Source organism: Pseudomonas sp. R1-6, assembly GCF_051132115.1.
GTDB lineage: Bacteria > Pseudomonadota > Gammaproteobacteria > Pseudomonadales > Pseudomonadaceae > Aquipseudomonas.
The window spans coordinates 5,137,179-5,160,630 of sequence record NZ_CP071662.1 but is presented as its reverse complement, the minus strand read 5'-3'; the positions used below and the strand labels follow the sequence as shown (position 1 = coordinate 5,160,630).

The following is a 23,452-nucleotide window of genomic DNA, read 5'->3' as shown; positions in this document are numbered from 1 at the left end:
CTCCATATCCCGTCTCATAGGAGGAATTAAGTCCCGACTCGCGCTAAACTGCGCGGGTTTTCCGCCCCCTATTCTTCGGAGCCGTCCATGTCCCGCGTTACCTTGAGTCGCTATTTGATTGAGCAGACCCGCAGCAACAATACCCCTGCCGATCTGCGCTTTTTGATCGAAGTGGTGGCGCGTGCATGCAAGGAGATCAGCCACGCCGTGTCCAAGGGCGCGCTGGGCGGTGTCCTGGGCAGCATGGGCACCGAAAACGTGCAGGGCGAAGTGCAGAAGAAGCTCGACGTGCTCTCCAACGAAATCCTGCTGGAAGCCAACGAGTGGGGCGGTCACCTGGCCGGCATGGCGTCCGAGGAAATGGACAATGCCTACCAGATCCCGGGCAAATACCCGAAAGGCGCCTACCTGCTGGTATTCGACCCGTTGGACGGCTCGTCGAACATCGACATCAATGCGCCGGTCGGCACAATCTTCTCGGTACTGCGTTGCCCGAACGAATACCTGAGCCAGAACGAAGCCTTGAATGAAAAGGCCTTCCTGCAGCCGGGCACCGAGCAAGTCGCCGCCGGTTACGCCATCTACGGTCCTCAGACCATGCTGGTGCTGACCCTGGGCGACGGTGTGAAAGGCTTCACCCTGGACCGCGAGATGGGCAGTTTCGTCCTGACCCACGAAGACATCACCATTCCTGAAACCACCCAGGAATTCGCCATCAACATGTCCAACCAGCGTCACTGGGAAGCTCCGGTACAACGCTACGTCAGCGAGTTGCTGGCAGGTGAAGAAGGCCCGCTGAAAAAGAACTACAACATGCGCTGGGTGGCCGCGATGGTTGCCGATGTACACCGCATCCTGACCCGAGGCGGTCTGTTCATGTACCCGCGCGACAGCCGCGAGCCGTCCAAGCCGGGCAAGCTGCGCCTGATGTACGAAGCCAACCCGATGTCGTTCCTGGTAGAGCAGGCGGGTGGCGCTTCCACCGACGGTCGCCAGCGCATCCTCGACATCAAGCCTGAGGGCCTGCACCAGCGAGTTGCGGTATTCCTCGGTTCGAAAGAAGAAGTGGCACGCGCCACGGCTTACCACAAGGAGTAAACCATGACCGGGCCTTGGCAGCCGTTGCTCGATTGGTGGTTTGGCACAGCCCAAACGCCGGACGAAATAGCGGCTGACAAGGGCAAGCTGTGGTTTGGCAAAGGCCATGATCGCCAGGCGCAAGAGCGCTTCGGCGAACAGGTCGAGCAAGCACTGGCCGGCGGATTGACCGATTGGGCGCAACGCCCGGAAGGTTGGCTGGCCCTGGTGCTGCTACTGGATCAGCTCCCGCGTATGATCTTTCGCAACACGCCCAAAAGCTTTTCCGGCGACTTGCGTGCCCAAGCGTTGGTGGCCCAAGGCCTGGCGGCAGGTTTCGACCAGCAACTGCGGCCAATCCAGCGTGTCTTCATCTACCTCGTCCTCGAACATTGCGAAAACCTCGCGGTGCAGAACGAAGCCGTGTCGCGGTTCGTCAAACTGGTCCGGGAGCAACCCGAGGCGCAGCGCGCGGTGTTCGAAGACAACCTGGATTATGCCGAACGGCATCAGAAGATCATTGCCCGGTTCGGACGTTTTCCCCATCGCAATGCGGTGTTGGGGCGTGAGTCCACGGCTGAGGAAGTGGAATTCTTGAGCAGGCCTGGGTCCAGGTTCTGAATTTTTTGCGAGGCTGATGCCGCTATTGTCGGATCGCCGCCCGGAGCAAGCTCGCTCCGGGCGGCGATTCGACGATGGGGCCCTTCCAGGCGTTAGATCCGGAAACTGCCCACCAACTGCTTCAACCGCGCCGCCTGCTGTTCCAGGTCGGAACAGGCTCGCAAGGTGGCTTGCAGGTTTTCCACGCCTTCCTGGTTCAGCGTGTTGATTTCATTGATGTCGACGTTGATCGATTCCACCACGGCGGTCTGTTCTTCGGTGGCGGTGGCCACGGATTGGTTCATGCCGTCGATCTCGCCGATGCGCTGGGTCACGCTGCCCAGTCGTTCGCCGGCCTGGTTTGCGATGCCGACGCTGCTTTCGCTCTGGCGCTGGCTATCGGTCATGGTCAGCACCGCTTCCCGCGCGCCGACTTGCAACTCTTCGATCATCTTCTGCACTTGCTGCGCAGAATCCTGGGTGCGGTGGGCCAGGTTGCGCACCTCGTCGGCGACGACCGCGAAGCCGCGACCGGCTTCACCGGCCCGGGCCGCTTCGATGGCGGCGTTCAGGGCAAGCAGGTTGGTCTGCTGGGAAATGCTGGTGATCACTTCGAGAATCTGGCCGATGTTCACCGTGTTGCTGTTCAGGGTTTCGATGTTGCCGCAAGAATCGCTGATCTTGGCTGACAGCTGTTGCATCGCCGTGATGGTTTTATCCACCACTTGCTGGCCATCTTCGGCCAGGTTGCGGGCCTCGCTGGAGTGCTGCGAGGCGAGGGCGGCATTCTGGGCAATTTCCTGGGCGGCGGCGCCAAGCTGGTTGATGGCCGCGGCCACGCTGCTGGTGCGCGAGGCTTGCTGGTCGGAGTTGTACATCGACGAATTGGAGGCGCTGACGACACGCAGGGCGACTTCATTGACCTGGCCCGTTGCGGAAGCCACTTCGCGAATCGAAGCGTGGATACGCTCGACGAAACGGTTGAACGAAGTGCCCAGCGCGCCGAATTCATCATGGCCGTGGATGGTCAGGCGGCGGGTCAGGTCGCCTTCGCCTTCGGCGATGTCATGCATGGCGCGGCCCATGATCAGCAGCGGTTGCATCAATACACGGATGAGCATGCTCAGCAGGGCGATGATGAACACCACGGCAATGACCATGGCAATCAGGGCCGAGGTGCGGAACTCGCTGAGCATCGCCAGCGCCGCGCTCTTGTCGAGTACCAGCGCCACGTACCAGTCGGCGCCGGGTACGCCGGCGACTCGGGTAAAGGAAATGAACTGGGTCTTGCCGTCGAGCTCGACTTCCTTCATGCCCGGGCTGACTTGCGGCGCACCGTTGGGATAGGCCTCGGCGAGGGTCTTGAGCACGCGCTTGCTGTCAGGGTGGACGAGGATCTTGCCATCGGCGCTGACGATGAACGCATGACCATGTCCGCCGAAGTTCAGCGAGTTGATGATGGCGCTGACGCTGGTCAGGTCGATGTCCGCCCCCGCCACGCCGATCATCTGGTTCTGGCGCTGTACCGGCGTGGCAACGGTGATCACAAGCTTGCCCGAAGACGCGGCGATGTAGGGTTCGGTGACGACGGTCTGTTGGGCGCTGTTGGCGGCCTTGTACCAGCCACGGGCGCGCGGGTCGTAGTCGGCGGCGCGATTGCCGGCCGGCACCGAAAACATTACGCCGTCGGTGCCGCCAAAATAGCTGAGCTGAAAATTGCCGGTGTAGGCAGGCAGGCCCACCGCGCGTTTCAGGCTGTCGGCACTGCTGCCATCGATGGCGATTTGCTGGGCCAGCGATTGCAGCAGTTGGATCCGGCCTTCGACCCACGTCTGGATATTGCGGCTGGTCAGGCTGCCGAGTTCCTGCATGGAGGTCTCGGTGCTGGAATACAGACTTTGTCGTTGGCGGTAATCGTTGAACAGGATGAAACAGGCGAATGCGACGGCCACCACAAGGGCGGCAGCCAACAGGATTTTGTGGCTGAATTTCATGTTTCTGGTCATTAAGAACGCTACCGCGGAGGGACGGGTCAAAAAGGGGTGTCAATTTGCCATAACACAGGATTTTACGCTGTTACTTTTTATCGGCCCGCAGGCGCGGCGCATCAGGCGTCGATGGACTCATCCCGACGAAAGGCACGACGGCGTCACAGTTCGATTGTTTCACCCGTCGATTACCCTCGGGACAACCAATAAATACTGGGGGCGTCGGGGAACCAGATAGGGGTTTTCTCTTCTAAGGTTCAGGTTGGCACCCTGCCACCTCCCTTCCGCTCCAGGAGTTACACCATGTCGCTGCGATCTATCGCCCTGCTGTTCATGTGCGTCGTATTGACCGCATGCAGCAAGGTCAACCAGGAAAACTACTCGAAGCTGTCGGCGGGCATGCCCAAGGCCGAAGTCGAGACGTTGCTGGGGAAGCCGACTGACTGTTCGGGCGCGCTCGGCATGTCCAGCTGCACCTGGGGCGACCAGAAAAGCTTTATCAGCGTGCAGTACGCCGGTGACAAAGTGTTGATGTTTTCCGGCCAAGGCCTGAAGTAACCTGAAGTAAACCGGGGCCAAGCGCCCACGGGAGAAAAAAATAATGATGCGGTTAGTTTTTGTGCTTTTGGCTGGCCTGGTATTGGCCGGCTGTGCCACTTCTGGCGTAGACCCGTTGGCGCCCAAGACCGTCAACAGTGTCAATCTCAAGCGTTACCAAGGGACCTGGTACGAGCTGGCCCGCCTACCGATGTATTTCCAGCGCAACTGCGCGCAATCCGAAGCCCATTACACACTCAAGCCCGACGGCAACGTGGATGTGTTCAACCGCTGCCTGACTTCCGATTGGAAGTGGGAAGAAGCCCGGGGCACCGCTTACCCGCAGGTGCCAGGCAAGACCGACAAGCTCTGGGTCGAATTCGACACTTGGTTCTCGCGGATCCTGCCGGGTGTGGCGAAGGGAGAATATTGGGTCTTGTATGTCAGCGATGACTACAAGACCGCCATCGTTGGCGATCCGAGCCGGCGTTACATGTGGTTGCTGTCGCGCACGCCAACGGTCAATGTCGATGTGCGCGAAGAACTGCTGAGCAAGGCGCGCCAGCAGGGCTACGACACGACGCGGTTGGTCTGGCGTGCGTCGGACCGGCAGATGGCCAAGACTTCGGACTGATGTAGTAAAACACCTGTGGGAGCGAGCTTGCTCGCGATGAGGCCTTTACCGTCAACATAGATGTTGATGGAAAATCCGCTATCGCGAGCAAGCTCGCTCCCACATTGAATTGTCGTCAGCCCAGCAGTTCGCGCAGCACCCGGGTAAACGCTCGGGCGCTTTCTTCTTCGCCGGCATGACGGCCGTCGCGAACCTGCCATTTTCCGCCGACCATCACATCGCGCACCTGGCGATCGCCGCCCGCAAACAGCCAACGATTGAGAATGCCGTCACCGGTCGCCGTGGCCAGGTAAGGATCATTGCCATCGAGCACCAGCCAGTCGGCGCGCTTGCCGACTTCCAATGCGCCGATCGGTTGGCCCAACGCCTGGGCGCCACCGTCCAGTGCGGCGTCATACAGGGTACGCCCGACCATCGGCTGATCCGTTCGGTACAACCGGTTGCGGCGCTGGTCCCGCAGCCGTTGGCCGTATTCCAGCCAGCGTAATTCCTCCACGACGCTCAACGACACATGGCTGTCAGAGCCGATGCCCATCCGCCCGCCTTGGGCTAGGAAATCCACGGCCGGAAAAATTCCGTCACCCAGATTGGCTTCCGTGGTCAGGCACAGACCGGCAATTGCCCGGCTCTTGGCCATCAGGCTGACTTCCTGTGGATTGGCGTGGGTGGCATGAACCAGGCACCAGCGTTGATCCACCTCGGCATTTTCATACAGCCATTGCAGCGGACGCACGCCGCTCCAGCTCAAGCAGTCGTCAACCTCCTTTTGCTGTTCGGCGATGTGGATATGCACGGGGCAATCGCGGTCGCTGGCGGCCAGCACATCGTGGATCTGCCCGGGTGTCACGGCGCGCAGCGAGTGGAAGCACAGGCCCAACGCCTGGGACGGTTGCCCGGCCAGGATCGGCTGCAAGCGTGACTGAAGCTTCAGGTAGTTTTCGGTGCTGTTGATGAACCGGCGCTGCCCGTCGTTGGGCTCTTGGCCGCCAAAACCGGAATGGCTGTAAAGCACCGGCAGCAGCGTCAAGCCAATGCCCACGTCACCGGCGGCCTGGCTGATACGCAAGGCCAGTTCGGCCGGATCGGCGTAATGTCTGCCGTCGGTGTCATGGTGTACGTAATGGAATTCGGCAACCGAGGTGTAGCCGGCCTTGAGCATTTCGATGTAAAGCTGCCGTGCGATGACGCCGAGCTGGTCGGGGCTGATTTTGCCGACGAGGCGGTACATCAAGTCGCGCCATGTCCAGAAACTGTCATTGGGATTGCCCGCCACTTCCGCCAGCCCGGCCATGGCCCGCTGGAACGCATGGGAATGCAGGTTCGGCATGCCCGGGAGCAGGGGACCGCCGAGCCGTTCGGCGCCGTTTGCGTGGGAATCGGCCTGGACATGGGTCAAGACGCCCTCGGCGTTGACCTCGAGGCGTACATCATTGGCCCATCCATCAGGCAGCAGCGCACGCTCGGCAAAGAAGGCGGACATCGGTTGAACCTCGTTGTGTGTAATTTGTATATACATATACAGACGTTTGCCTGCCCGGTAAACTCCGGCAAGCTAGTCATCAACATTCGCAGAACAGGAATACGCCGTGCCGACTCCGCCTGCCAAACCGCCGCTGGCCGCAACCATGGGTGACAGTCCGGCGCCCTTGTACGCCCGCGTCAAACAAATGATCACCCAGCAGATCGACAGTGGAAACTGGCCGCCCCATTACCGTGTGCCATCGGAAAGCGAACTGGTCAGCCAGTTGGGCTTCAGCCGCATGACCATCAACCGGGCCCTGCGGGAAATGACCGCTGATGGCCTGCTGGTGCGCATGCAAGGCGTCGGCACGTTCGTCGCCGAGCCCAAGAGCCAGTCCGCACTGTTCGAAGTGCATAACATTGCGGATGAAATCGCCTCCCGTGGTCATCGCCATACGTGCAAGGTCATCACCCTGGAAGAAGAGGCCGCCGGTTCCGAGCGGGCGCTGGCCCTGGACATGCGCGAAGGCCAGAAGGTATTCCATTCGTTGATCGTGCATTTCGAAAACGACATTCCTGTGCAAATCGAGGACCGTTTCGTCAACGCGCTGGTGGCGCCTGATTACCTCAAGCAGGACTTCACTCAACAAACGCCTTATGCCTACCTGAACCAGGTTGCGCCGCTGACCGAAGGTGAGCATGTGGTCGAGGCGATCCTGGCGGAGCCGAGTGAATGCAAGCTGTTGCAGATCGAGCGGGGCGAGCCGTGCCTGTTGATCCGTCGTCGTACCTGGTCAGGTCGCCAGCCGGTGACCGCCGCACGCCTGATCCATCCGGGCTCGCGTCACAGTCTGGAAGGGCGTTTCCACAAATGAGCCAATTGAAGGTTTTACGCGCAGCGGATTACCCGCGCATGCCGTGGAAAAACGGCGGTGGCAGCACCGAGGAAATCACCCGCGATGCCGGCACCGGCCTGGAAGGTTTCGGCTGGCGCCTGTCCATTGCCGATATCGGTGAATCGGGTGGTTTTTCCACCTTCGCTGGCTACGAACGGATCATCACGGTCTTGCAAGGTGGCGGCATGACGCTGACTGTCGATGACCACGCCACGCGGCCGCTGCATTCGCTGGATCCCTTTGCCTTCAGCGGCGAGAGCCAAGTGCAGTGCACGCTGCTGGAGGGGCCGATTCGCGACTTCAACCTGATCTACGCGCCGCAGCGTTACCGCGCGCGGCTGCAATGGCTGGGCGGCCAGCAGCGTTTTTTCAGCGAGGCGGGAACGGTATTGGTGTTCAGTGCCGCTCCGACGCTGAGGGTCAAGATGGATGAAACTGTCGAGGCACTGGGGCTTTATGACTGCCTGCAACTGAGCGGTAACGCTGGGCTGCTGGACATTACTACCCACGGCCAATGTTGCGTGATCGAGTTGACGGCCCACTAAGGTGCCGCGCCACAAAAGGTGTGTTCGTTGTTCCTTCTGGCGCACCAACTTGTTACCGAACGCCCCAGCGTGGCGCAATACCACGCTTTTATGCCCTTCTGATTGCTTCCCAAAAACCTCCTCCAAAAATTTCATGCAGCTTGGCGGCCCTTCTATTACGAGGCTTCTCGCCGATTCTTCAATTTTTCTTGATTAGCCCTTCAACAAGTTGGCCGCTTGATTGCATATGCTTGTACATACAAGTAAAGACGTATGCGTATGAGTCCTCTGCATTCAACGCTACGTTCGCTTAATCGCTGCCCACTGCCCGGGCTGGTCTGGATTGATCGTTGAGGAGTTTTTGCTGTGACCGACGCTACCCGCAAACCTGAAAAATACCGTGACGTTGAAATCCGTGCCCCTCGCGGTAACACGCTGACCGCCAAGAGCTGGCTGACCGAAGCGCCGCTGCGCATGCTGATGAACAACCTCGACCCGGAAGTGGCCGAGAACCCCAAGGAGCTGGTGGTCTACGGTGGCATCGGGCGCGCGGCGCGCAACTGGGAGTGCTATGACAAGATCGTCGAAAGCCTCACCCATCTGAATGACGATGAAACCCTGCTGGTGCAGTCCGGCAAGCCGGTGGGCGTGTTCAAGACCCACAGCAATGCCCCGCGCGTACTGATCGCCAATTCCAACCTGGTGCCGCACTGGGCCAGTTGGGAGCACTTCAACGAGCTCGACGCCAAGGGCCTGGCCATGTACGGCCAGATGACCGCCGGCAGCTGGATCTACATTGGCAGCCAGGGCATCGTACAAGGCACGTATGAAACCTTCGTCGAGGCCGGCCGCCAGCATTATGACTCCAACCTCAAGGGCCGCTGGGTCCTGACCGCCGGCCTCGGCGGCATGGGCGGCGCGCAACCGTTGGCCGCGACTTTGGCCGGTGCGTGCTCGCTGAACATCGAGTGCCAGCAGGTGAGTATCGATTTCCGCCTGAAAACCGGTTACGTCGACGAACAAGCCAAGGATCTGGACGACGCCCTGGCGCGCATCGAGAAATACACCGCCGAAGGCAAGGCGATTTCCATCGCACTGTGTGGGAACGCGGCTGAAATCCTGCCAGAAATGGTCCGTCGTGGTGTGCGCCCGGACATGGTCACAGACCAGACCAGCGCCCACGACCCACTCAATGGTTACTTGCCTGCCGGCTGGACCTGGGACGAATACCGTGCCCGCGCCAAGACTGAACCCGCCGCCGTGGTAAAAGCCGCCAAGCAATCGATGGCCGTCCACGTCAAAGCGATGCTCGAATTCCAGAAAATGGGCGTGCCGACCTTCGACTACGGCAACAACATCCGTCAGATGGCCCAGGAAGAAGGCGTGGAAAACGCATTCGACTTCCCGGGTTTCGTCCCGGCCTACATCCGTCCTCTGTTCTGCCGCGGCATTGGCCCGTTCCGTTGGGCGGCGTTGTCCGGTGACCCGCAGGACATCTACAAGACCGACGCCAAGGTCAAGGAACTGATCCCCGACGACGCCCACCTGCACAACTGGTTGGACATGGCTCGCGAGCGCATCAGCTTCCAAGGCTTGCCGGCGCGGATCTGCTGGGTTGGCCTGGGCCAACGCGCCAAGTTGGGCCTGGCGTTCAACGAGATGGTCCGCAGCGGCGAGTTGTCGGCGCCGATCGTCATCGGCCGCGACCACCTGGACTCCGGTTCCGTGGCCAGCCCGAACCGCGAAACCGAATCCATGCAGGACGGTTCCGACGCCGTTTCCGACTGGCCGCTGCTCAACGCCTTGCTCAACACCGCCAGCGGCGCGACCTGGGTTTCGCTGCACCACGGCGGCGGCGTCGGCATGGGCTTCTCCCAGCACTCGGGCATGGTGATTGTCTGCGATGGCACCGACGAAGCGGCCGAACGGATTGCTCGCGTACTGCACAACGACCCGGGCACTGGCGTGATGCGCCACGCCGACGCCGGTTACCAGATCGCGATCGATTGCGCGAAGGAGCAGGGGCTCAACCTGCCGATGATCACTGGCAAGTAAGTGCAAAAACTGTGGGAGCGAGCCTGCTCGCGATGGCGGCCTGTCAGCCGACGCATGTATCGAATGTGTCGGCCTCATCGCGAGCAGGCTCGCTCCCACAAATAAGAGCATCGTTCGAACCAGAACAATCCACAGAGGTTGAACCATGGCTGTCACCAGCACACGCGATAGCAGCAAGCCGTTGATCGAGAAGCGCTCGATCGACTACATCCCGGAAGGGGAAAGACACGGTCATCTGTTTAGCCAGTTCACCCTCTGGATGGGGGCCAATCTGCAGATCACCGCCATTGTCACCGGTGCGTTGGCGGTGGTGTTGGGGGGTGATGTGTTCTGGTCGTTGATCGGTTTGCTGATCGGCCAGTTGCTCGGCGGTGGTGTCATGGCGTTGCACGCCGCCCAAGGGCCAAAGCTCGGGCTGCCGCAGATGATCTCCAGCCGGGTGCAGTTTGGTGTATATGGCGCGGCCATCCCGATCCTGCTGGTGTGCCTGATGTACCTGGGTTTCACCGCAACGGGCACCGTGCTATCCGGCCAGGCGCTGGGCCAGTTGTTTGGCGTCAGCGACAGTGTCGGCATCCTCATTTTCGCCAGTGTCATCGTGTTGGTCACGGTGCTTGGTTATCGGGTGATTCACTGGATCGGCCGTGTCGCCAGCATCATCGGTGTGATCGCCTTCGTTTACCTGTTCGCTCGCCTGATCAGCCATACGGATGTGGGCGCACTCCTGCAGATCCGCCACTTCAGTTGGAGCAGTTTCCTGCTTGCGGTGTCGCTCGCGGCCTCCTGGCAGATCGCCTTCGGCCCCTACGTCGCAGACTACTCGCGTTACCTGCCGAGCAAGACGTCCTCGGTGAAAACCTTCTTTGCCGCAGGCGCAGGTTCAGTCATCGGCGCGCAGGTGGCGATGATCCTCGGTGTGTTTGCCGCCGCCTCGGCCAACGGGCAGTTCGCCGGCCACGAAGTGGCCTACATCGTTGGCCTGGGTGGCACCGGCGCCACCGCCGCGCTGCTGTATTTCAGCATCGCGTTCGGCAAGGTCACCATTTCCACGCTGAACTCCTACGGCAGCTTCATGTGCATTGCGACCATCATCAGCGGTTTCCGTGGTCACCTGAACGTAACGCGGGTGCAACGCCTGGTGTTCGTGCTGTTCATTGTCGGCGCCGCGACCCTGATCGCGCTGCTCGGCCAGCACTCGTTCCTCGGTGCGTTCAAGTCCTTCATCCTGTTCCTGCTGGCGTTCTTTACGCCTTGGAGCGCGATCAACCTGGTGGACTACTACTGCATAACCCGTGAGCGCTATGACGTGCCGGCACTCGCCGATCCGAACGGTCGCTACGGTCGTTGGAACGCACTGGGTATCAGCGTCTACGTCTTCGGCGTACTGGTCCAGTTGCCGTTCATCGCCACCAAGTTCTATACCGGTCCGCTGGTGGAAGCCATGGGCGGTGTGGATATCTCGTGGATCATCGGCTTGGTGGTTCCGGCGGTGCTGTACTACGTCATCGCTAGAAAATGGCACAGCGCCGTACCCGATCAATTGATCCTGCCGGTCGAGCAGGACGCGGTTGACGCACAACCGAGCAGGGCGGGCCGCATCCAAGCGGTCTGATGGGACGTTGACAGGGCTGGATGCCTCTTGACTGCCGTAAGCCAATCCAACTGATTAGGAGCGTCACATAATGAAATCGAACAAGACCCTGCTGACCACATTGCTGTCCATGGGCCTGCTGGCCAGTGCCGGCGCCACGCAAGCGGCAGGCTGGTGCGAGTCGGGCAAACCGGTGAAGTTCGCCGGCCTGAACTGGGAAAGCGGCATGCTGCTGACCGACGTGATGCAAGTGGTGCTGGACAAGGGTTACGGCTGCAAGACCGATAGCCTGCCTGGTAACTCCATCACCATGGAAAACGCCCTGAGCAGCAACGACATCCAGGTGTTCGCCGAAGAGTGGGTCGGCCGCAGCGAAGTGTGGAACAAGGCCGAGAAGGCCGGCAAGGTGGTGGGCGTCGGTGCGCCGGTGGTGGGGGCCATCGAAGGCTGGTACGTGCCACGCTACGTGATCGAAGGCGATGCCAAGCGCAAGCTGGAAGCCAAGGCGCCAGGCCTGAAGAACATCGCCGACCTGGGCCAGTACGCCGCCGTGTTCAAGGATCCTGAGGAACCGTCCAAGGGTCGCTTCTACAACTGCCCGGCCGGCTGGACCTGCGAGCTGGACAACAGCGAAATGCTGAAGAGCTACGGCCTGGAAAAGACTTATACCAACTTCCGTCCGGGCACCGGCCCTGCGCTGGATGCAGCGGTGCTGTCGAGCTACAAGCGTGGCGAGCCGATCCTGTTCTACTACTGGTCGCCGACGCCGCTGATGGGCCAGGTGGACCTGGTGAAACTGGAAGAAAAACTGGGCGTGGATAAAAGCGTGAGCATCAAGGTCGGCCTGTCCAAGACCTTCCACGACGAAGCCCCGGAGCTGGTGGCTGTGCTGGAAAAGGTCAACCTGCCGATCGATATCCTGAACCAGAACCTCGGGCGCATGGCCAAAGAGCGGATCGAGTCGCCGAAGCTGGCGAAGATCTTCCTGAAGGAACATCCTGAAGTCTGGCATGCCTGGGTCAGCGAAGACGCAGCCAAGAAAATCGACGCGGCTCTGTAGGTCGAATATTTCCCGGTCAGCCAGAGGGCGGGCCGGGACGTTCACCGCATCCACCTGATCGAGAGTCTCTTATGTTTCCCGAAAGCTTTACCTTCTCCATCGCCGACTGGGTCAACGGTTGGGTCGACGCCCTGGTGACCAACTATGGCGATGTGTTCCGGCAGATCTCCGACACGTTGCTGTGGGCCATCGTCAGCCTTGAAGGCCTGCTGCGCATGGCACCCTGGTGGCTGATGCTGGCCATCGTCGGCGGTGTTGCCTGGCACGCCACCCGCAAGGTAGTCGCCACGGCGGTGATCGTCGGCCTGCTGTTCCTGGTGGGTGCGGTGGGCCTGTGGGACAAACTGATGCAGACCCTCGCGCTGATGCTGGTGGCGACGCTGATCTCGGTGATGATCGGCATCCCGCTGGGCATTCTCTCGGCGCGCAGCAACCGCCTTCGTTCGGTGCTGATGCCGTTGCTGGACATCATGCAGACGATGCCCAGCTTCGTGTACCTCATTCCAGTGTTGATGCTGTTTGGCCTGGGCAAGGTCCCGGCGATTTTCGCCACGGTGATCTATGCCGCGCCACCGTTGATTCGCCTCACCGACCTGGGCATCCGCCAGGTGGACGGTGAAGTCATGGAGGCCATCAACGCCTTTGGCGCCAATCGCTGGCAACAGCTGTTCGGCGTGCAGCTGCCCCTGGCCCTGCCGAGCATCATGGCCGGGATCAACCAGACCACCATGATGGCCCTGTCGATGGTGGTCATCGCCTCGATGATCGGCGCCCGTGGCCTGGGTGAAGACGTGCTGGTGGGCATCCAGACCCTCAACGTCGGGCGCGGCCTGGAAGCGGGGCTGGCCATCGTGATTCTCGCCGTGGTCATCGACCGCATTACCCAGGCCTATGGTCGTCCGCGGCACGAGGTGAGCAAATGAGCAACGAAGTCATCAGCAAGATCGAAGTCAAAAATGTCTTCAAGATTTTCGGCAACCGCTCCAAGGAAGCCCTGGCGCTGATCCGCCAGAACAAGACCAAGGACCAGGTGCTGGCCGAGACCGGCTGCGTGGTCGGCGTGAACGACCTGTCGCTGAGCATCGGCACCGGCGAGATCTTCGTGATCATGGGCCTGTCGGGCTCCGGAAAATCCACCCTGGTGCGCCATTTCAACCGGCTGATCGACCCAACCAGCGGCGCCATCCTGGTGGACGGCGAGGACATCCTGCAGCTGGACATGGACGCCCTGCGCGAATTTCGTCGGCACAAGATCAGCATGGTCTTCCAGAGCTTCGGCCTGCTTCCCCACAAGAGCGTGTTGGACAACGTCGCCTATGGCTTGAAAGTGCGCGGCGAAAGCAAGCAGGCGTGCGCCGAGCGCGCGCTGCACTGGATCAACACCGTCGGCCTGAAAGGCTACGAGAACAAATACCCGCACCAGCTCTCCGGCGGCATGCGCCAGCGCGTCGGCCTGGCCCGAGCCTTGGCGGCCGATACCGACATCATCCTCATGGACGAAGCCTTCAGCGCCCTCGACCCGCTGATCCGCGCGGAAATGCAGGACCAGTTGCTGGAGCTGCAAAAGACCCTGCACAAGACCATCGTTTTCATCACCCACGACCTCGACGAGGCCGTGCGCATCGGCAACCGCATTGCGATCCTCAAGGACGGCAAGCTGATTCAGGTCGGCACGCCGAGAGAGATCCTGCACTCGCCGGCGGATGAGTATGTCGATCGGTTCGTGCAGCGCCGGGCTGCGGTGGTGTAAGGCTGATGTGGCCGGCGGACAGCTATTTTTGGCTGAAAGGCTGTTGTGGCGAGGGAGCTTGCTCCCGCTGGGCTGCGTAGCAGACCCAAAAGAGGCGGCCCCTACGCGCTGGAGCGCCAGCCCGGCCGGGCGGGAGCAAGCTCCCTCGCCCCGGGAGTGATGCCCTCAGCCCAAGAGACAGCGCACTGAGAATTTGGAATGAGGTTTGAGATGTCCCAGGCTGAAAAAATCATCATCACCGGCGCCCCCCTGCGCTGGCAGGACGTGGTCGCCGTCGCCCGCTTCGGCGCTACGCTCGAGCTGTCGGCCCAGGTCTGGGCGCGGATCGACAATGCCCAGGCCATCGTCCAGCGCATCGTCGAAAGCGGCGAGCGTGCCTATGGCGTCAACACCGGCCTGGGCGCCTTGTGCAATGTCTCGCTCCAGGACGAACAGCTCAGCCAATTGTCGCGCAACACCCTGCTCAGCCACGCCTGTGGCGTCGGCCCGGCACTCGCCGACGAGCAGACCCGGGCGATTCTCTGCGCCGCTATCCACAACTACAGCCAAGGCAAGTCCGGTATCCATCGCCGGGTGGTCGAGGCATTACTGGCGTTGCTCAATCGCGGCATTACGCCACAAGTGCCGTCCCAGGGCTCAGTGGGCTACTTGACCCACATGGCCCACATCGGTATCGCGCTGTTGGGCGTTGGGCAAGTCAGCTATCGCGGGCAGATCGTTCCGGCGCAACAGGCCTTGGCCGCAGAAGGCCTGCAGCCGGTGCAGTTGGGAGCGAAGGACGGTTTGTGCCTGGTCAACGGCACGCCGTGCATGACCGGGCTCAGTTGCCTGGCCCTGGCCGATGCCACGCGGCTGGTGCAATGGGCCGACGTGATCGGTGCCATGAGCTTCGAGGCCCAGCGCGGGCAGATTGCCGCGTTCGATGCCGAGATCATCGCCCTCAAGCCACACCCGGGCATGCAACAGGTTGGTGCGAATCTGCGCGCGTTGCTCGATGGCAGCGAAGTCATTGCTTCGAGCCTGGGTATCCGCACCCAGGATGCCTTGAGCATCCGCTCGATTCCCCAGGTTCACGGCGCCGCTCGCGATCAGTTGGAGCATGCACGGCAACAGATCGAAACCGAGCTCAACGCCGTCACCGATAACCCAATGCTGCTGGGTACGCCGGAGAGTTTCCGGGTCATGTCCCAGGCCAATCCCCACGGCCAGTCGGTGGCGTTGGCGGCGGACCTGCTGGCGATTGCCATGGCCGAGATCGGTTCGATCGCCGAGCGTCGCCTCGACCGCCTGATCAATCCTCACGTCAGCGGCTTGCCGGCATTTTTGGTTGCCAACCCGGGCGTGAACTCGGGAATGATGATCGTGCAATACGTTGCCGCGTCGCTGTGCGCGGAGAACAAGCAACTGGCGCAACCGGCGGTGCTGGACAATTTCGTCACCTCCGGGTTGCAGGAAGACCATTTGAGCATGGGCACCAACGCGGCCTTGAAGCTGCACCGGGCGCTGGAAAACTGCACGCAGATCCTCGCCATCGAGTACCTGCTGGCGGCCCAGGCCTTCGAGTTTCTCAAGGCGCAGCGCTTCGGCGCCGGCACCGACATCGCCTGGAAACTGCTGCGCGAGCGCGTTCCGGCCTACGACCAGGACCGCTGGCTGGCGCCGGACATCGCCAGTGCCGCCGGGCTGCTCAGCGACCCGCACCTCCTGAAAAACGTATTACCGAATTTGAATTGATCAAAAAAGCGCCAGCGTGCCAAGGCACCTATAGCCCCTAGGCATCGCCCAAAAAGCGAAGGTGACGGATAACGGAGCATTCCGGAGCGACTGGCGAATGAAAAAACAAAACTCTCAAAAGGAGCAATAAATGACTGCCTTAAACCTGATTCCCGGCCAATTGAGCCTGGCTCAATTGCGCGACATCTACCAGCAACCGGTCACCCTGAGCCTTGATGCCAGTGCGTCGGCGCAGATCGAAGCCAGCGTTGCGTGCGTGGAACAGATTCTTGCCGAGAACCGCACCGCCTATGGCATCAACACCGGTTTCGGCCTGCTGGCCTCGACTCGCATCGCAAGCGAGGACCTGGAAAACCTGCAGCGTTCCCTGGTGCTGTCCCATGCCGCCGGTGTGGGCGAGCCGATCAGCGATGCGCTGGTGCGGTTGGTCATGGTGCTCAAGGTCAACAGCCTGAGCCGAGGTTTCTCGGGCATTCGTCGGCAGGTGATCGATGCGCTGATCGCGCTGATCAACGCCGAGGTTTATCCACACATTCCGTTGAAAGGTTCGGTGGGCGCATCCGGTGACCTGGCACCGCTGGCCCACATGTCCCTGGTGCTGCTGGGCGAAGGCAAGGCCCGCTACAAGGGCGAATGGCTGCCGGCCGTCGACGCCTTGAAAGTTGCTGGCCTCGCGCCGCTGACCCTGGCCGCGAAGGAAGGCTTGGCGCTGCTCAACGGCACCCAGGTCTCCACCGCGTTTGCCTTGCGCGGCCTTTTCGAAGGCGAAGACCTGTTCGCTGGCGCCCTGGCCCTGGGTAGCCTCACTGTCGAAGCGGTGCTCGGTTCGCGTTCGCCATTCGATGCGCGCATCCATGCGGCTCGCGGCCAGAAAGGCCAGATCGATGCCGCCGCGGCCTATCGAGACCTGCTGGGCGAGCGCAGCGAAGTTTCCGATTCGCACCAGAACTGTGACAAGGTCCAGGACCCGTACTCCCTGCGTTGCCAACCGCAAGTGATGGGCGCCTGCCTGACCCAGTTCCGCCAGGCTGCCGAGGTGCTGGTGATCGAGGCCAACGCCGTGTCGGATAACCCGCTGGTGTTCGCCGCCGAGGGCGATGTGATTTCCGGTGGCAACTTCCACGCCGAACCGGTGGCGATGGCGGCGGACAACATGGCCCTGGCGATTGCCGAAATTGGCTCCCTGAGCGAGCGACGCATTTCGCTGATGATGGACAAGCACATGTCGCAGCTGCCGCCGTTTTTGGTGGCCAATGGCGGTGTGAACTCCGGGTTCATGATTGCCCAGGTGACAGCGGCGGCGCTGGCGAGTGAAAACAAAGCGCTGTCCCATCCTCATTCGGTGGATAGCCTGCCGACCTCGGCCAACCAGGAAGACCACGTCTCCATGGCCCCGGCCGCTGGCAAGCGCCTGTGGGAAATGGCCGAGAACACCCGCGGGATCCTGGCGGTGGAATGGCTGGCGGCGTGCCAAGGGCTGGACCTGCGCGGCGGTTTGAAGACCTCCGCCAAGCTGGAACAGGCCCGGGGTCTGTTGCGTGCAGAAGTGCCGTTCTATGAGAAGGACCGATTCTTTGCCCCGGATATCAATGCAGCGAGTGAATTGTTGGCGAGTCGCTGCCTGAACGAGCTGGTCACGGCGCAGTTTTTGCCGAGTCTGTAAGGGCCTCATCGCGAGCAAGCTCGCTCCCACAGGGGTAGGGGTTGAACATTCATTTGGGTACACCCTGACCCTTGTTGGAGCGAGCCTGCTCGCGATTCGATTTTGAACGCGACGAGGAAACCGGGATGAAAACCCTCTGGCAAAACTGCCACGCCGCCACCATGGCCCAGGGCGTCTACTCGATCATAGAAGACGCCGCCATCGTCACCCAGGGCGAGCACATTCAATGGATCGGCCCCCGTGCCGAACTGCCGATGGGCGACTATCCGGCGGTCAACGACCTCAAGGGCGCCTGGGTCACGCCGGGGCTGATCGACTGCCACACCCACACGGTGTTTGGCGGCAACCGCAGCGGTGAATTCGAACAGCGCCTGCAAGGCGTCAGCTACACCGAAATAGCGGCGGCCGGTGGTGGCATCGCCAGCACCGTGCGCGCCACCCGCGCCGCCAGTGAGGACGAGCTGTTCGCCAGCGCCGCCAGGCGCCTGAAGAGCCTGATGCGCGATGGCGTGACCACGGTGGAAATCAAGTCCGGCTACGGCCTGGACCTGGCCAGCGAGCGCAAGATCCTGCGCGTCATCCGCCGCCTCGGTGCCGAGCTTCCGGTCAGTGTGCGCAGCACGTGCCTGGCGGCCCACGCCTTGCCGCCGGAATACCAGGATCGCGCCGATGACTACATCGAGCACATCTGCGCTGAAATGCTGCCCGCGTTGGCGGCTGAAGGGCTGGTGGACGCCGTTGACGCTTTTTGCGAGTACCTGGCCTTTTCCCCGGCGCAGGTCGAGCGGGTGTTTATCACCGCGCAGCAATTGGGCCTGCCGGTGAAGCTGCACGCTGAACAATTGTCGTCGCTCAATGGCTCCAGCCTGGCGGCGCGCTACCAGGCGCTGTCGGCCGATCACCTGGAGTTCATGACCGAGGACGACGCCAAGGCCATGGCCGCGTCCGGCACCGTGGCGGTGTTGTTGCCAGGGGCGTTTTATTTCCTGCGTGAAACCCAGCTGCCGCCCATGGATGCCCTGCGCAAGCACGGCGTGAAAATCGCCGTGGCCAGCGACCTCAACCCCGGCACCTCGCCGGCATTGTCGTTGCGCTTGATGTTGAACATGGCGTGCACCTGTTTGCGTATGACCCCGGAAGAAGCCCTGGCTGGGGCGACGATCCACGCGGCTCAAGCCTTGGGCATGGCCGGGACCCATGGTTCGCTGGAAGCGGGCAAGGTAGCGGACTTTGTCGCCTGGGACATTGATCGCCCCGCTGACCTGTCCTATTGGCTCGGTGGCGAGCTGGAAAAACGCGTCGTGCGTCACGGCGTGGAAATCGATTGAGGAGAACGGTTGTGGAGAAGGTCCTGAATTTCAAGCAAGGGCGCGTGCCGCTGTTGATCAGCATGCCTCATGCCGGCCTGCGCCTGACCCCGGCGGTACAGGCCGGATTGATCCCGCAAGCCCAAAGCCTGCCGGACACCGATTGGCACATTCCGCGGCTCTATGAGTTTGCCGATGAGCTTGGCGCCAGCACCCTGGCCGCCGAATACTCACGGTTCGTCGTTGACCTGAACCGGCCCTCCGATGACAAACCGATGTACGTCGGTGCCACCACCGGCTTGTACCCGGCGACGCTGTTCGATGGCGTGCCGTTGTTTCGTGAAGGTCTGGAGCCATCCGCCGAAGAGCGGGCGACGTACCTGCAACAGGTCTGGATGCCCTATCACCAAGCGCTGCAGCAAGAACTGGCGCGGCTCAAGACCGAGTTCGGCTATGCCTTGCTGTTCGATGCCCACTCGATCCGCTCGGTGATCCCGCACCTGTTCGACGGCAAGCTGCCGGATTTCAACCTGGGCACCTTCAACGGCGCCAGTTGCAAACCGACGCTGGCGAGCGAACTCGAAGGCATTTGCGCCCGCCATGATCAGTTCACCCACGTGCTGAACGGGCGTTTCAAGGGCGGGCACATCACCCGTCACTACGGCAACCCGGCCCAGGACATCCATGCGGTGCAACTGGAGCTATGCCAGAGCACCTACATGGAAGAGTTCGAACCGTTCAACTATCGGCCCGACCTGGCGGCGCCGACCCAGGTGGTGCTCAGGGAATTGCTCGAAGGTTTCCTGGCGTGGGGGCGGCAGGCCTACAAGAAATAAAGACCTACCCAATACCTGTGGCGAGGGGATTTATCCCCGCTGGGTCGCGAAGCGGCCCCAAAAATAGATGATCCACACGGATTTAGAATTTTGGGACTGCTACGCAGTCCAGCGGGGATAAATCCCCTCGCCACAGGTTTATGGGCGCTGACTCCCTGGAATGGGGACTGTCGCCACCGTGCAAAACCAAGTCGCCACAGTTCACCTTCGCCCCCTCGACGCTGCGTAATGTTCCAGGCACGGTGCATCTAGACGCCGACCTACAACAATCCACTGCCGCACGAGACCCACGCGATGAAAAGACTGTCCAAACGCTGTCTATCGTTCCTCTGCGGTACCGTTCTACTAAGCTCCGGCGCGATGGCCGCCGAGCCTGCGTCTTGCCAGATCGTGCGCATGGGCGTGGTCAATTGGACCGACGTGATCGCCACCAGCGGCATGGCCGATGTGTTGCTCACCGGCCTTGGCTACGAAAGCAAGCAGACCAGCGCCGTGCAACAGATCATCTTCGCCGGCATCCGCGACAAGCGACTCGATATCTTCCTGGGCTATTGGAAACCGGCGATGGACAAGAACATCGCCCCGTTCCTGGCGGCCAACCAAGTGAAGGTCTTGGACAAACCTAGCCTGGCCGACGCCCAGGCCACGCTCGCCGTGCCCGATTACGTGGCGGCGGCAGGGCTCAAGAGCTTTGCCGATATCGCCCGGTTCAAGGATGAGCTCGGCGGCAAGATTTACGGCATCGAGCCGGGCAGTGGCGCCAACACCACCATCAAGACCATGATCGAGACCAATCACTTTGGCCTCAAGGATTTCAAACTGATCGAATCCGGCGAGGCGGGGATGTTGGCGGCGGTGCAACGGGCGGTGAATCGCAAGGAGTTCGTGGTCTTCGTTGGCTGGACCCCGCACCCGATGAACATCAACATGAACATCGCCTACCTGACGGGCAGCGAAGACGTGTATGGCCCGAACGAAGGTGCCGCGACTGTCTCCACCGTGACCGCGCCGGACTACGCCCAGCGTTGCCCCAACGTCCAGCGGCTGCTGGAAAACCTGACGTTTACCGCTGCCCAGGAAAGTCAGCTGATGGTGCCGATCATGGAGCGCAAGACTCCCCAGGACGTCGCAAGGCAATGGCTGCGCGAGCACCCCGAGGATCTGCAGCGTTGGCTGGCCGGCGTGACCAGCTTCGACGGCACGGATGGAATTGCAGCGGTGCAGGCGAGTCTCAAGAACTGATGCAAGCTCCTGGACATTGAGAACCCCGTGGCCTACCCACTTTCCCAGGCAATGACTGCCTTCATCGACAAGACCCTGAGCTTCACGAGCCCGGACGACAGCCTCGCCGGCTCGCGCGAGGCCTACAGCCAGATGTGTCGGGCGTTCACCCCGTCGCGCCCGTCAACGCTTGCGGTCGAGGACCTGCAATTGGCTGGCGTGGCCATCCGCGCCTATCACGCGCGCGTCGCGCCACCATTGGCCGGCTGGCCGTGCATCCTTTACCTGCACGGTGGTGGTTGGGTGGTAGGGGACCTGGATTCCCATGACTTCATTTGCATGGAGCTGGCTGAAAGCCTTGGTGTGCTGGTCGTGGCGGTGGACTACCGGCTCGCCCCGGAGCATCCCTATCCGGCCGGTTTCGAAGACTGCCTCGCGGTGTGGCATCACTTGGCAGACGTCCCATTCGCCATTGATCCACGACGCAAAGCGCTGGCTGGCGACAGCGCTGGAGGCAATCTCGCCGCCGCGTTGTGCCTGGCCCTGCGTGATGCAGGCCAGCCTCAGCCGCGAACCCAAGTGCTGATTTACCCGGCGCTAGGCGGCCCCGCGCATTTGCCGTCGCGCCAGGAGTGTTTCGACGCACCTCTCTTGAGCAGCAGCGACCTGCAACGCTACGACGCCATGTACCTGCACGGTGCCGCCCCCACGCCCTACGCCGCCCCGTTGCTTGCCGACGATCTGAGCGGTTTGGCGCCTGCCTTTGTCGCCGTCGCGCAATGGGACCCCCTGCGTGATGACGGCGTTCTTTATCACGAGCGATTGAATGTCGCAGGGGGCGTGTCGGTCTTGTATCGGGGGGAAGGGCTGGTCCACGGTTGCCTGCGCGCACGTGGCCTGGTGCCAGAGGTCGATCAGATGTATCGCACACTGCTGGCATACCTGGCTGACACGCTTTGACTGTGCGGGGGCATGCTCATTGAGGTGATTCGGGTTTATGATGCCGGACGGCAGACTAAATAGAAGTCCCCACAGGGATGACTCGACCCCTTACGGAGCGCGCAATGCAGACTTTGTACCCGCAGATCAAACCCCATGCCCGGCACGATCTGGCTGTCGATGACACCCACACGCTCTACGTCGATGAAAGCGGCTCGCCAGAAGGCCTGCCGGTGGTGTTCATTCATGGTGGCCCGGGGGCCGGTTGCGATGCGCAAAGCCGCCGCTACTTCGATCCGAACCTGTATCGCATCGTCACGTTCGACCAGCGCGGTTGTGGTCGTTCCACGCCTCACGCCAGCCTGGAAAACAACACCACCTGGGATCTGGTCGAGGACCTGGAGCGCATCCGCAAACACCTGGGCATCGAGAAGTGGGTGCTGTTCGGCGGCTCCTGGGGGTCAACGTTGGCCCTGGCCTACGCCCAGACCCATCCGGAGCGGGTGCATGGCTTGATCTTGCGTGGGATCTTTCTCTGCCGTCCCCAGGAAATCGAGTGGTTCTACCAGGCCGGCGCCAGCCGCCTGTTTCCGGATTACTGGCAGGACTACATCGCGCCGATCCCACTGGATGAGCGCGACGACCTGCTCAGCGCCTTTCACAAGCGCCTGACCGGTAACGACCAGATCGCCCAGATGCACGCGGCCAAGGCCTGGTCGACGTGGGAGGGCCGTACCGCGACCCTGCGCCCGAACCCGCTGGTGGTCGACCGCTTCTCCGAGCCACAGCGCGCGCTGTCGATTGCCCGGATCGAATGCCACTACTTCACCAACAATGCATTTCTTGAACCCAACCAGTTGATTCGCGACATGGGCAAGATCGCCCATTTGCCCGGCGTCATCGTGCATGGCCGCTACGATGTGATCTGCCCACTGGACAACGCCTGGGAGCTGCACCAGAACTGGCCCAACAGCGAGTTGCAGGTGATTCGCGACGCCGGCCATGCAGCCTCGGAGCCAGGGATCACCGATGCGCTGGTGCGCGCGGCCGCGCAAATGGCCCGACGCCTGCTTGATCTGCCGCCCGAAGAAGCATGAAAGGGTTGCTGCAACGGGTTCGCGGCGCCCGGGTAGAAGTCGCGGGGGAAATTGTCGGTGCGGTGGACCATGGTTTGCTGGTGCTGGTGGCTGTCGAGCCCGGGGATACCCCTGCCCACGCCGACAAACTCCTGCATAAGCTGCTTAACTACCGGGTGTTCAGCGACGCCGACGGGAAGATGAACCTGTCCCTGGTGGATGTGCAGGGCGGTTTGCTGTTGGTGTCGCAATTCACCCTGGCGGCGGACACCAGGAGCGGCTTGCGCCCGAGTTTTTCGACCGCCGCGCCTCCCGCTCTCGGTGAAGAGTTGTTCGACTATTTGCTCAGCCAGGCGAAACAGGTGCATGGCACCGTGGCATCAGGTAGATTCGGCGCCGACATGCAAGTGCATCTGGTCAATGATGGCCCGGTAACCTTTCTGTTACAGGCCTGAAAGCGTTTGAAACATCTTTTCGGTCCGGTTTCGAGGCAAAACAGGATG

General features: G+C 61.6%; 21 protein-coding genes. 19 read left to right on the top strand and 2 right to left on the bottom strand.

Annotation, left to right across the window (positions count from 1 at the left end):
* The first annotated feature begins 87 nt into the window (after positions 1-87).
* Positions 88-1,098, top strand: coding sequence for a class 1 fructose-bisphosphatase (locus J3P81_RS23135; RefSeq protein ID WP_420767001.1), 1,011 nt, complete (start codon positions 88-90; stop codon positions 1,096-1,098).
* A gap of 3 nt (positions 1,099-1,101) precedes the next feature.
* Positions 1,102-1,698, top strand: a complete 597-nt coding sequence (locus tag J3P81_RS23130; protein ID WP_434561118.1) for a DUF924 family protein — start codon at positions 1,102-1,104, stop codon at positions 1,696-1,698.
* A gap of 92 nt (positions 1,699-1,790) precedes the next feature.
* Here J3P81_RS23130 and J3P81_RS23125 read toward each other — a convergent pair whose 3' ends face one another.
* Entirely contained in the window at positions 1,791-3,683 is a 1,893-nt protein-coding gene (locus J3P81_RS23125) for a methyl-accepting chemotaxis protein (protein ID WP_434561116.1), read from the bottom strand.
* Positions 3,684-3,968: 285 nt separating this feature from the next.
* Here J3P81_RS23125 and J3P81_RS23120 point away from each other — a divergent pair, with 285 nt between their 5' ends.
* Both J3P81_RS23120 and J3P81_RS23115 read left to right on the top strand, forming a co-directional pair.
* Positions 3,969-4,223, top strand: a complete 255-nt coding sequence (locus J3P81_RS23120) for a hypothetical protein (protein ID WP_003186715.1) — start codon at positions 3,969-3,971, stop codon at positions 4,221-4,223.
* Positions 4,224-4,266: 43 nt separating this feature from the next.
* The gene (locus tag J3P81_RS23115; RefSeq protein ID WP_420767003.1) at positions 4,267-4,836 is read left to right on the top strand and encodes a lipocalin family protein; all 570 of its coding nucleotides are present in this window, start codon (positions 4,267-4,269) and stop codon (positions 4,834-4,836) included.
* Positions 4,837-4,951: 115 nt separating this feature from the next.
* On the opposite strand, the gene J3P81_RS23110 is transcribed toward J3P81_RS23115, so the two are convergent.
* Entirely contained in the window at positions 4,952-6,316 is a 1,365-nt protein-coding gene (locus tag J3P81_RS23110; protein ID WP_434561114.1) for a formimidoylglutamate deiminase, read from the bottom strand.
* Between the two features lie 145 nt (positions 6,317-6,461).
* Here J3P81_RS23110 and hutC point away from each other — a divergent pair, with 145 nt between their 5' ends.
* From hutC to dtd, 15 genes are all read left to right on the top strand, one after another.
* On the top strand, positions 6,462-7,172 hold the full coding sequence (hutC, locus tag J3P81_RS23105) for a histidine utilization repressor (protein ID WP_305501386.1): 711 nt from the start codon (positions 6,462-6,464) through the stop codon (positions 7,170-7,172).
* Positions 7,169-7,738 carry a HutD/Ves family protein gene (locus J3P81_RS23100; protein ID WP_434561112.1) on the top strand — a complete coding sequence of 190 codons (570 nt, stop codon included), beginning with the start codon at positions 7,169-7,171 and terminating at the stop codon, positions 7,736-7,738. Before hutC ends, J3P81_RS23100 begins: the two co-directional genes overlap by 4 nt.
* 345 nt (positions 7,739-8,083) lie before the next feature.
* Complete coding sequence (gene hutU / locus J3P81_RS23095; RefSeq protein WP_434561110.1) at positions 8,084-9,772, top strand: urocanate hydratase; 1,689 nt, start codon at positions 8,084-8,086, stop codon at positions 9,770-9,772.
* A gap of 145 nt (positions 9,773-9,917) precedes the next feature.
* On the top strand, positions 9,918-11,384 hold the full coding sequence (locus tag J3P81_RS23090; RefSeq protein WP_434561108.1) for a purine-cytosine permease family protein: 1,467 nt from the start codon (positions 9,918-9,920) through the stop codon (positions 11,382-11,384).
* A gap of 70 nt (positions 11,385-11,454) precedes the next feature.
* Positions 11,455-12,423, top strand: coding sequence for an ABC transporter substrate-binding protein (locus J3P81_RS23085; RefSeq protein WP_434561106.1), 969 nt, complete (start codon positions 11,455-11,457; stop codon positions 12,421-12,423).
* A 71-nt stretch (positions 12,424-12,494) separates the two neighbouring features.
* Positions 12,495-13,346 carry an ABC transporter permease gene (locus tag J3P81_RS23080; RefSeq protein ID WP_420767009.1) on the top strand — a complete coding sequence of 284 codons (852 nt, stop codon included), beginning with the start codon at positions 12,495-12,497 and terminating at the stop codon, positions 13,344-13,346.
* A complete protein-coding gene (locus J3P81_RS23075) occupies positions 13,343-14,173 on the top strand; it encodes a quaternary amine ABC transporter ATP-binding protein (RefSeq protein ID WP_434561104.1) in 831 nt (276 codons plus the stop codon). Before J3P81_RS23080 ends, J3P81_RS23075 begins: the two co-directional genes overlap by 4 nt.
* Before the next feature lie 210 nt (positions 14,174-14,383).
* On the top strand, positions 14,384-15,907 hold the full coding sequence (gene hutH, locus J3P81_RS23070; protein ID WP_434561102.1) for a histidine ammonia-lyase: 1,524 nt from the start codon (positions 14,384-14,386) through the stop codon (positions 15,905-15,907).
* A 130-nt stretch (positions 15,908-16,037) separates the two neighbouring features.
* Positions 16,038-17,570: a histidine ammonia-lyase gene (hutH, locus tag J3P81_RS23065; RefSeq protein ID WP_434561100.1), complete on the top strand. Its 1,533-nt coding sequence runs from the start codon at positions 16,038-16,040 to the stop codon at positions 17,568-17,570.
* 125 nt (positions 17,571-17,695) lie between these two features.
* Entirely contained in the window at positions 17,696-18,898 is a 1,203-nt protein-coding gene (hutI, locus tag J3P81_RS23060) for an imidazolonepropionase (protein ID WP_434561098.1), read from the top strand.
* Between the two features lie 11 nt (positions 18,899-18,909).
* Positions 18,910-19,713, top strand: a complete 804-nt coding sequence (gene hutG, locus J3P81_RS23055) for an N-formylglutamate deformylase (protein ID WP_434561096.1) — start codon at positions 18,910-18,912, stop codon at positions 19,711-19,713.
* A 294-nt stretch (positions 19,714-20,007) separates the two neighbouring features.
* Positions 20,008-20,955, top strand: a complete 948-nt coding sequence (locus J3P81_RS23050; RefSeq protein WP_434561094.1) for a choline ABC transporter substrate-binding protein — start codon at positions 20,008-20,010, stop codon at positions 20,953-20,955.
* A 51-nt stretch (positions 20,956-21,006) separates the two neighbouring features.
* The gene (locus tag J3P81_RS23045; RefSeq protein WP_434564163.1) at positions 21,007-21,894 is read left to right on the top strand and encodes an alpha/beta hydrolase; all 888 of its coding nucleotides are present in this window, start codon (positions 21,007-21,009) and stop codon (positions 21,892-21,894) included.
* Between the two features lie 104 nt (positions 21,895-21,998).
* Positions 21,999-22,970, top strand: a complete 972-nt coding sequence (pip, locus tag J3P81_RS23040) for a prolyl aminopeptidase (protein ID WP_003196909.1) — start codon at positions 21,999-22,001, stop codon at positions 22,968-22,970.
* Positions 22,967-23,404 carry a D-aminoacyl-tRNA deacylase gene (dtd, locus tag J3P81_RS23035; RefSeq protein ID WP_420767016.1) on the top strand — a complete coding sequence of 146 codons (438 nt, stop codon included), beginning with the start codon at positions 22,967-22,969 and terminating at the stop codon, positions 23,402-23,404. Before pip ends, dtd begins: the two co-directional genes overlap by 4 nt.
* Positions 23,405-23,452: the final 48 nt, after the last annotated feature.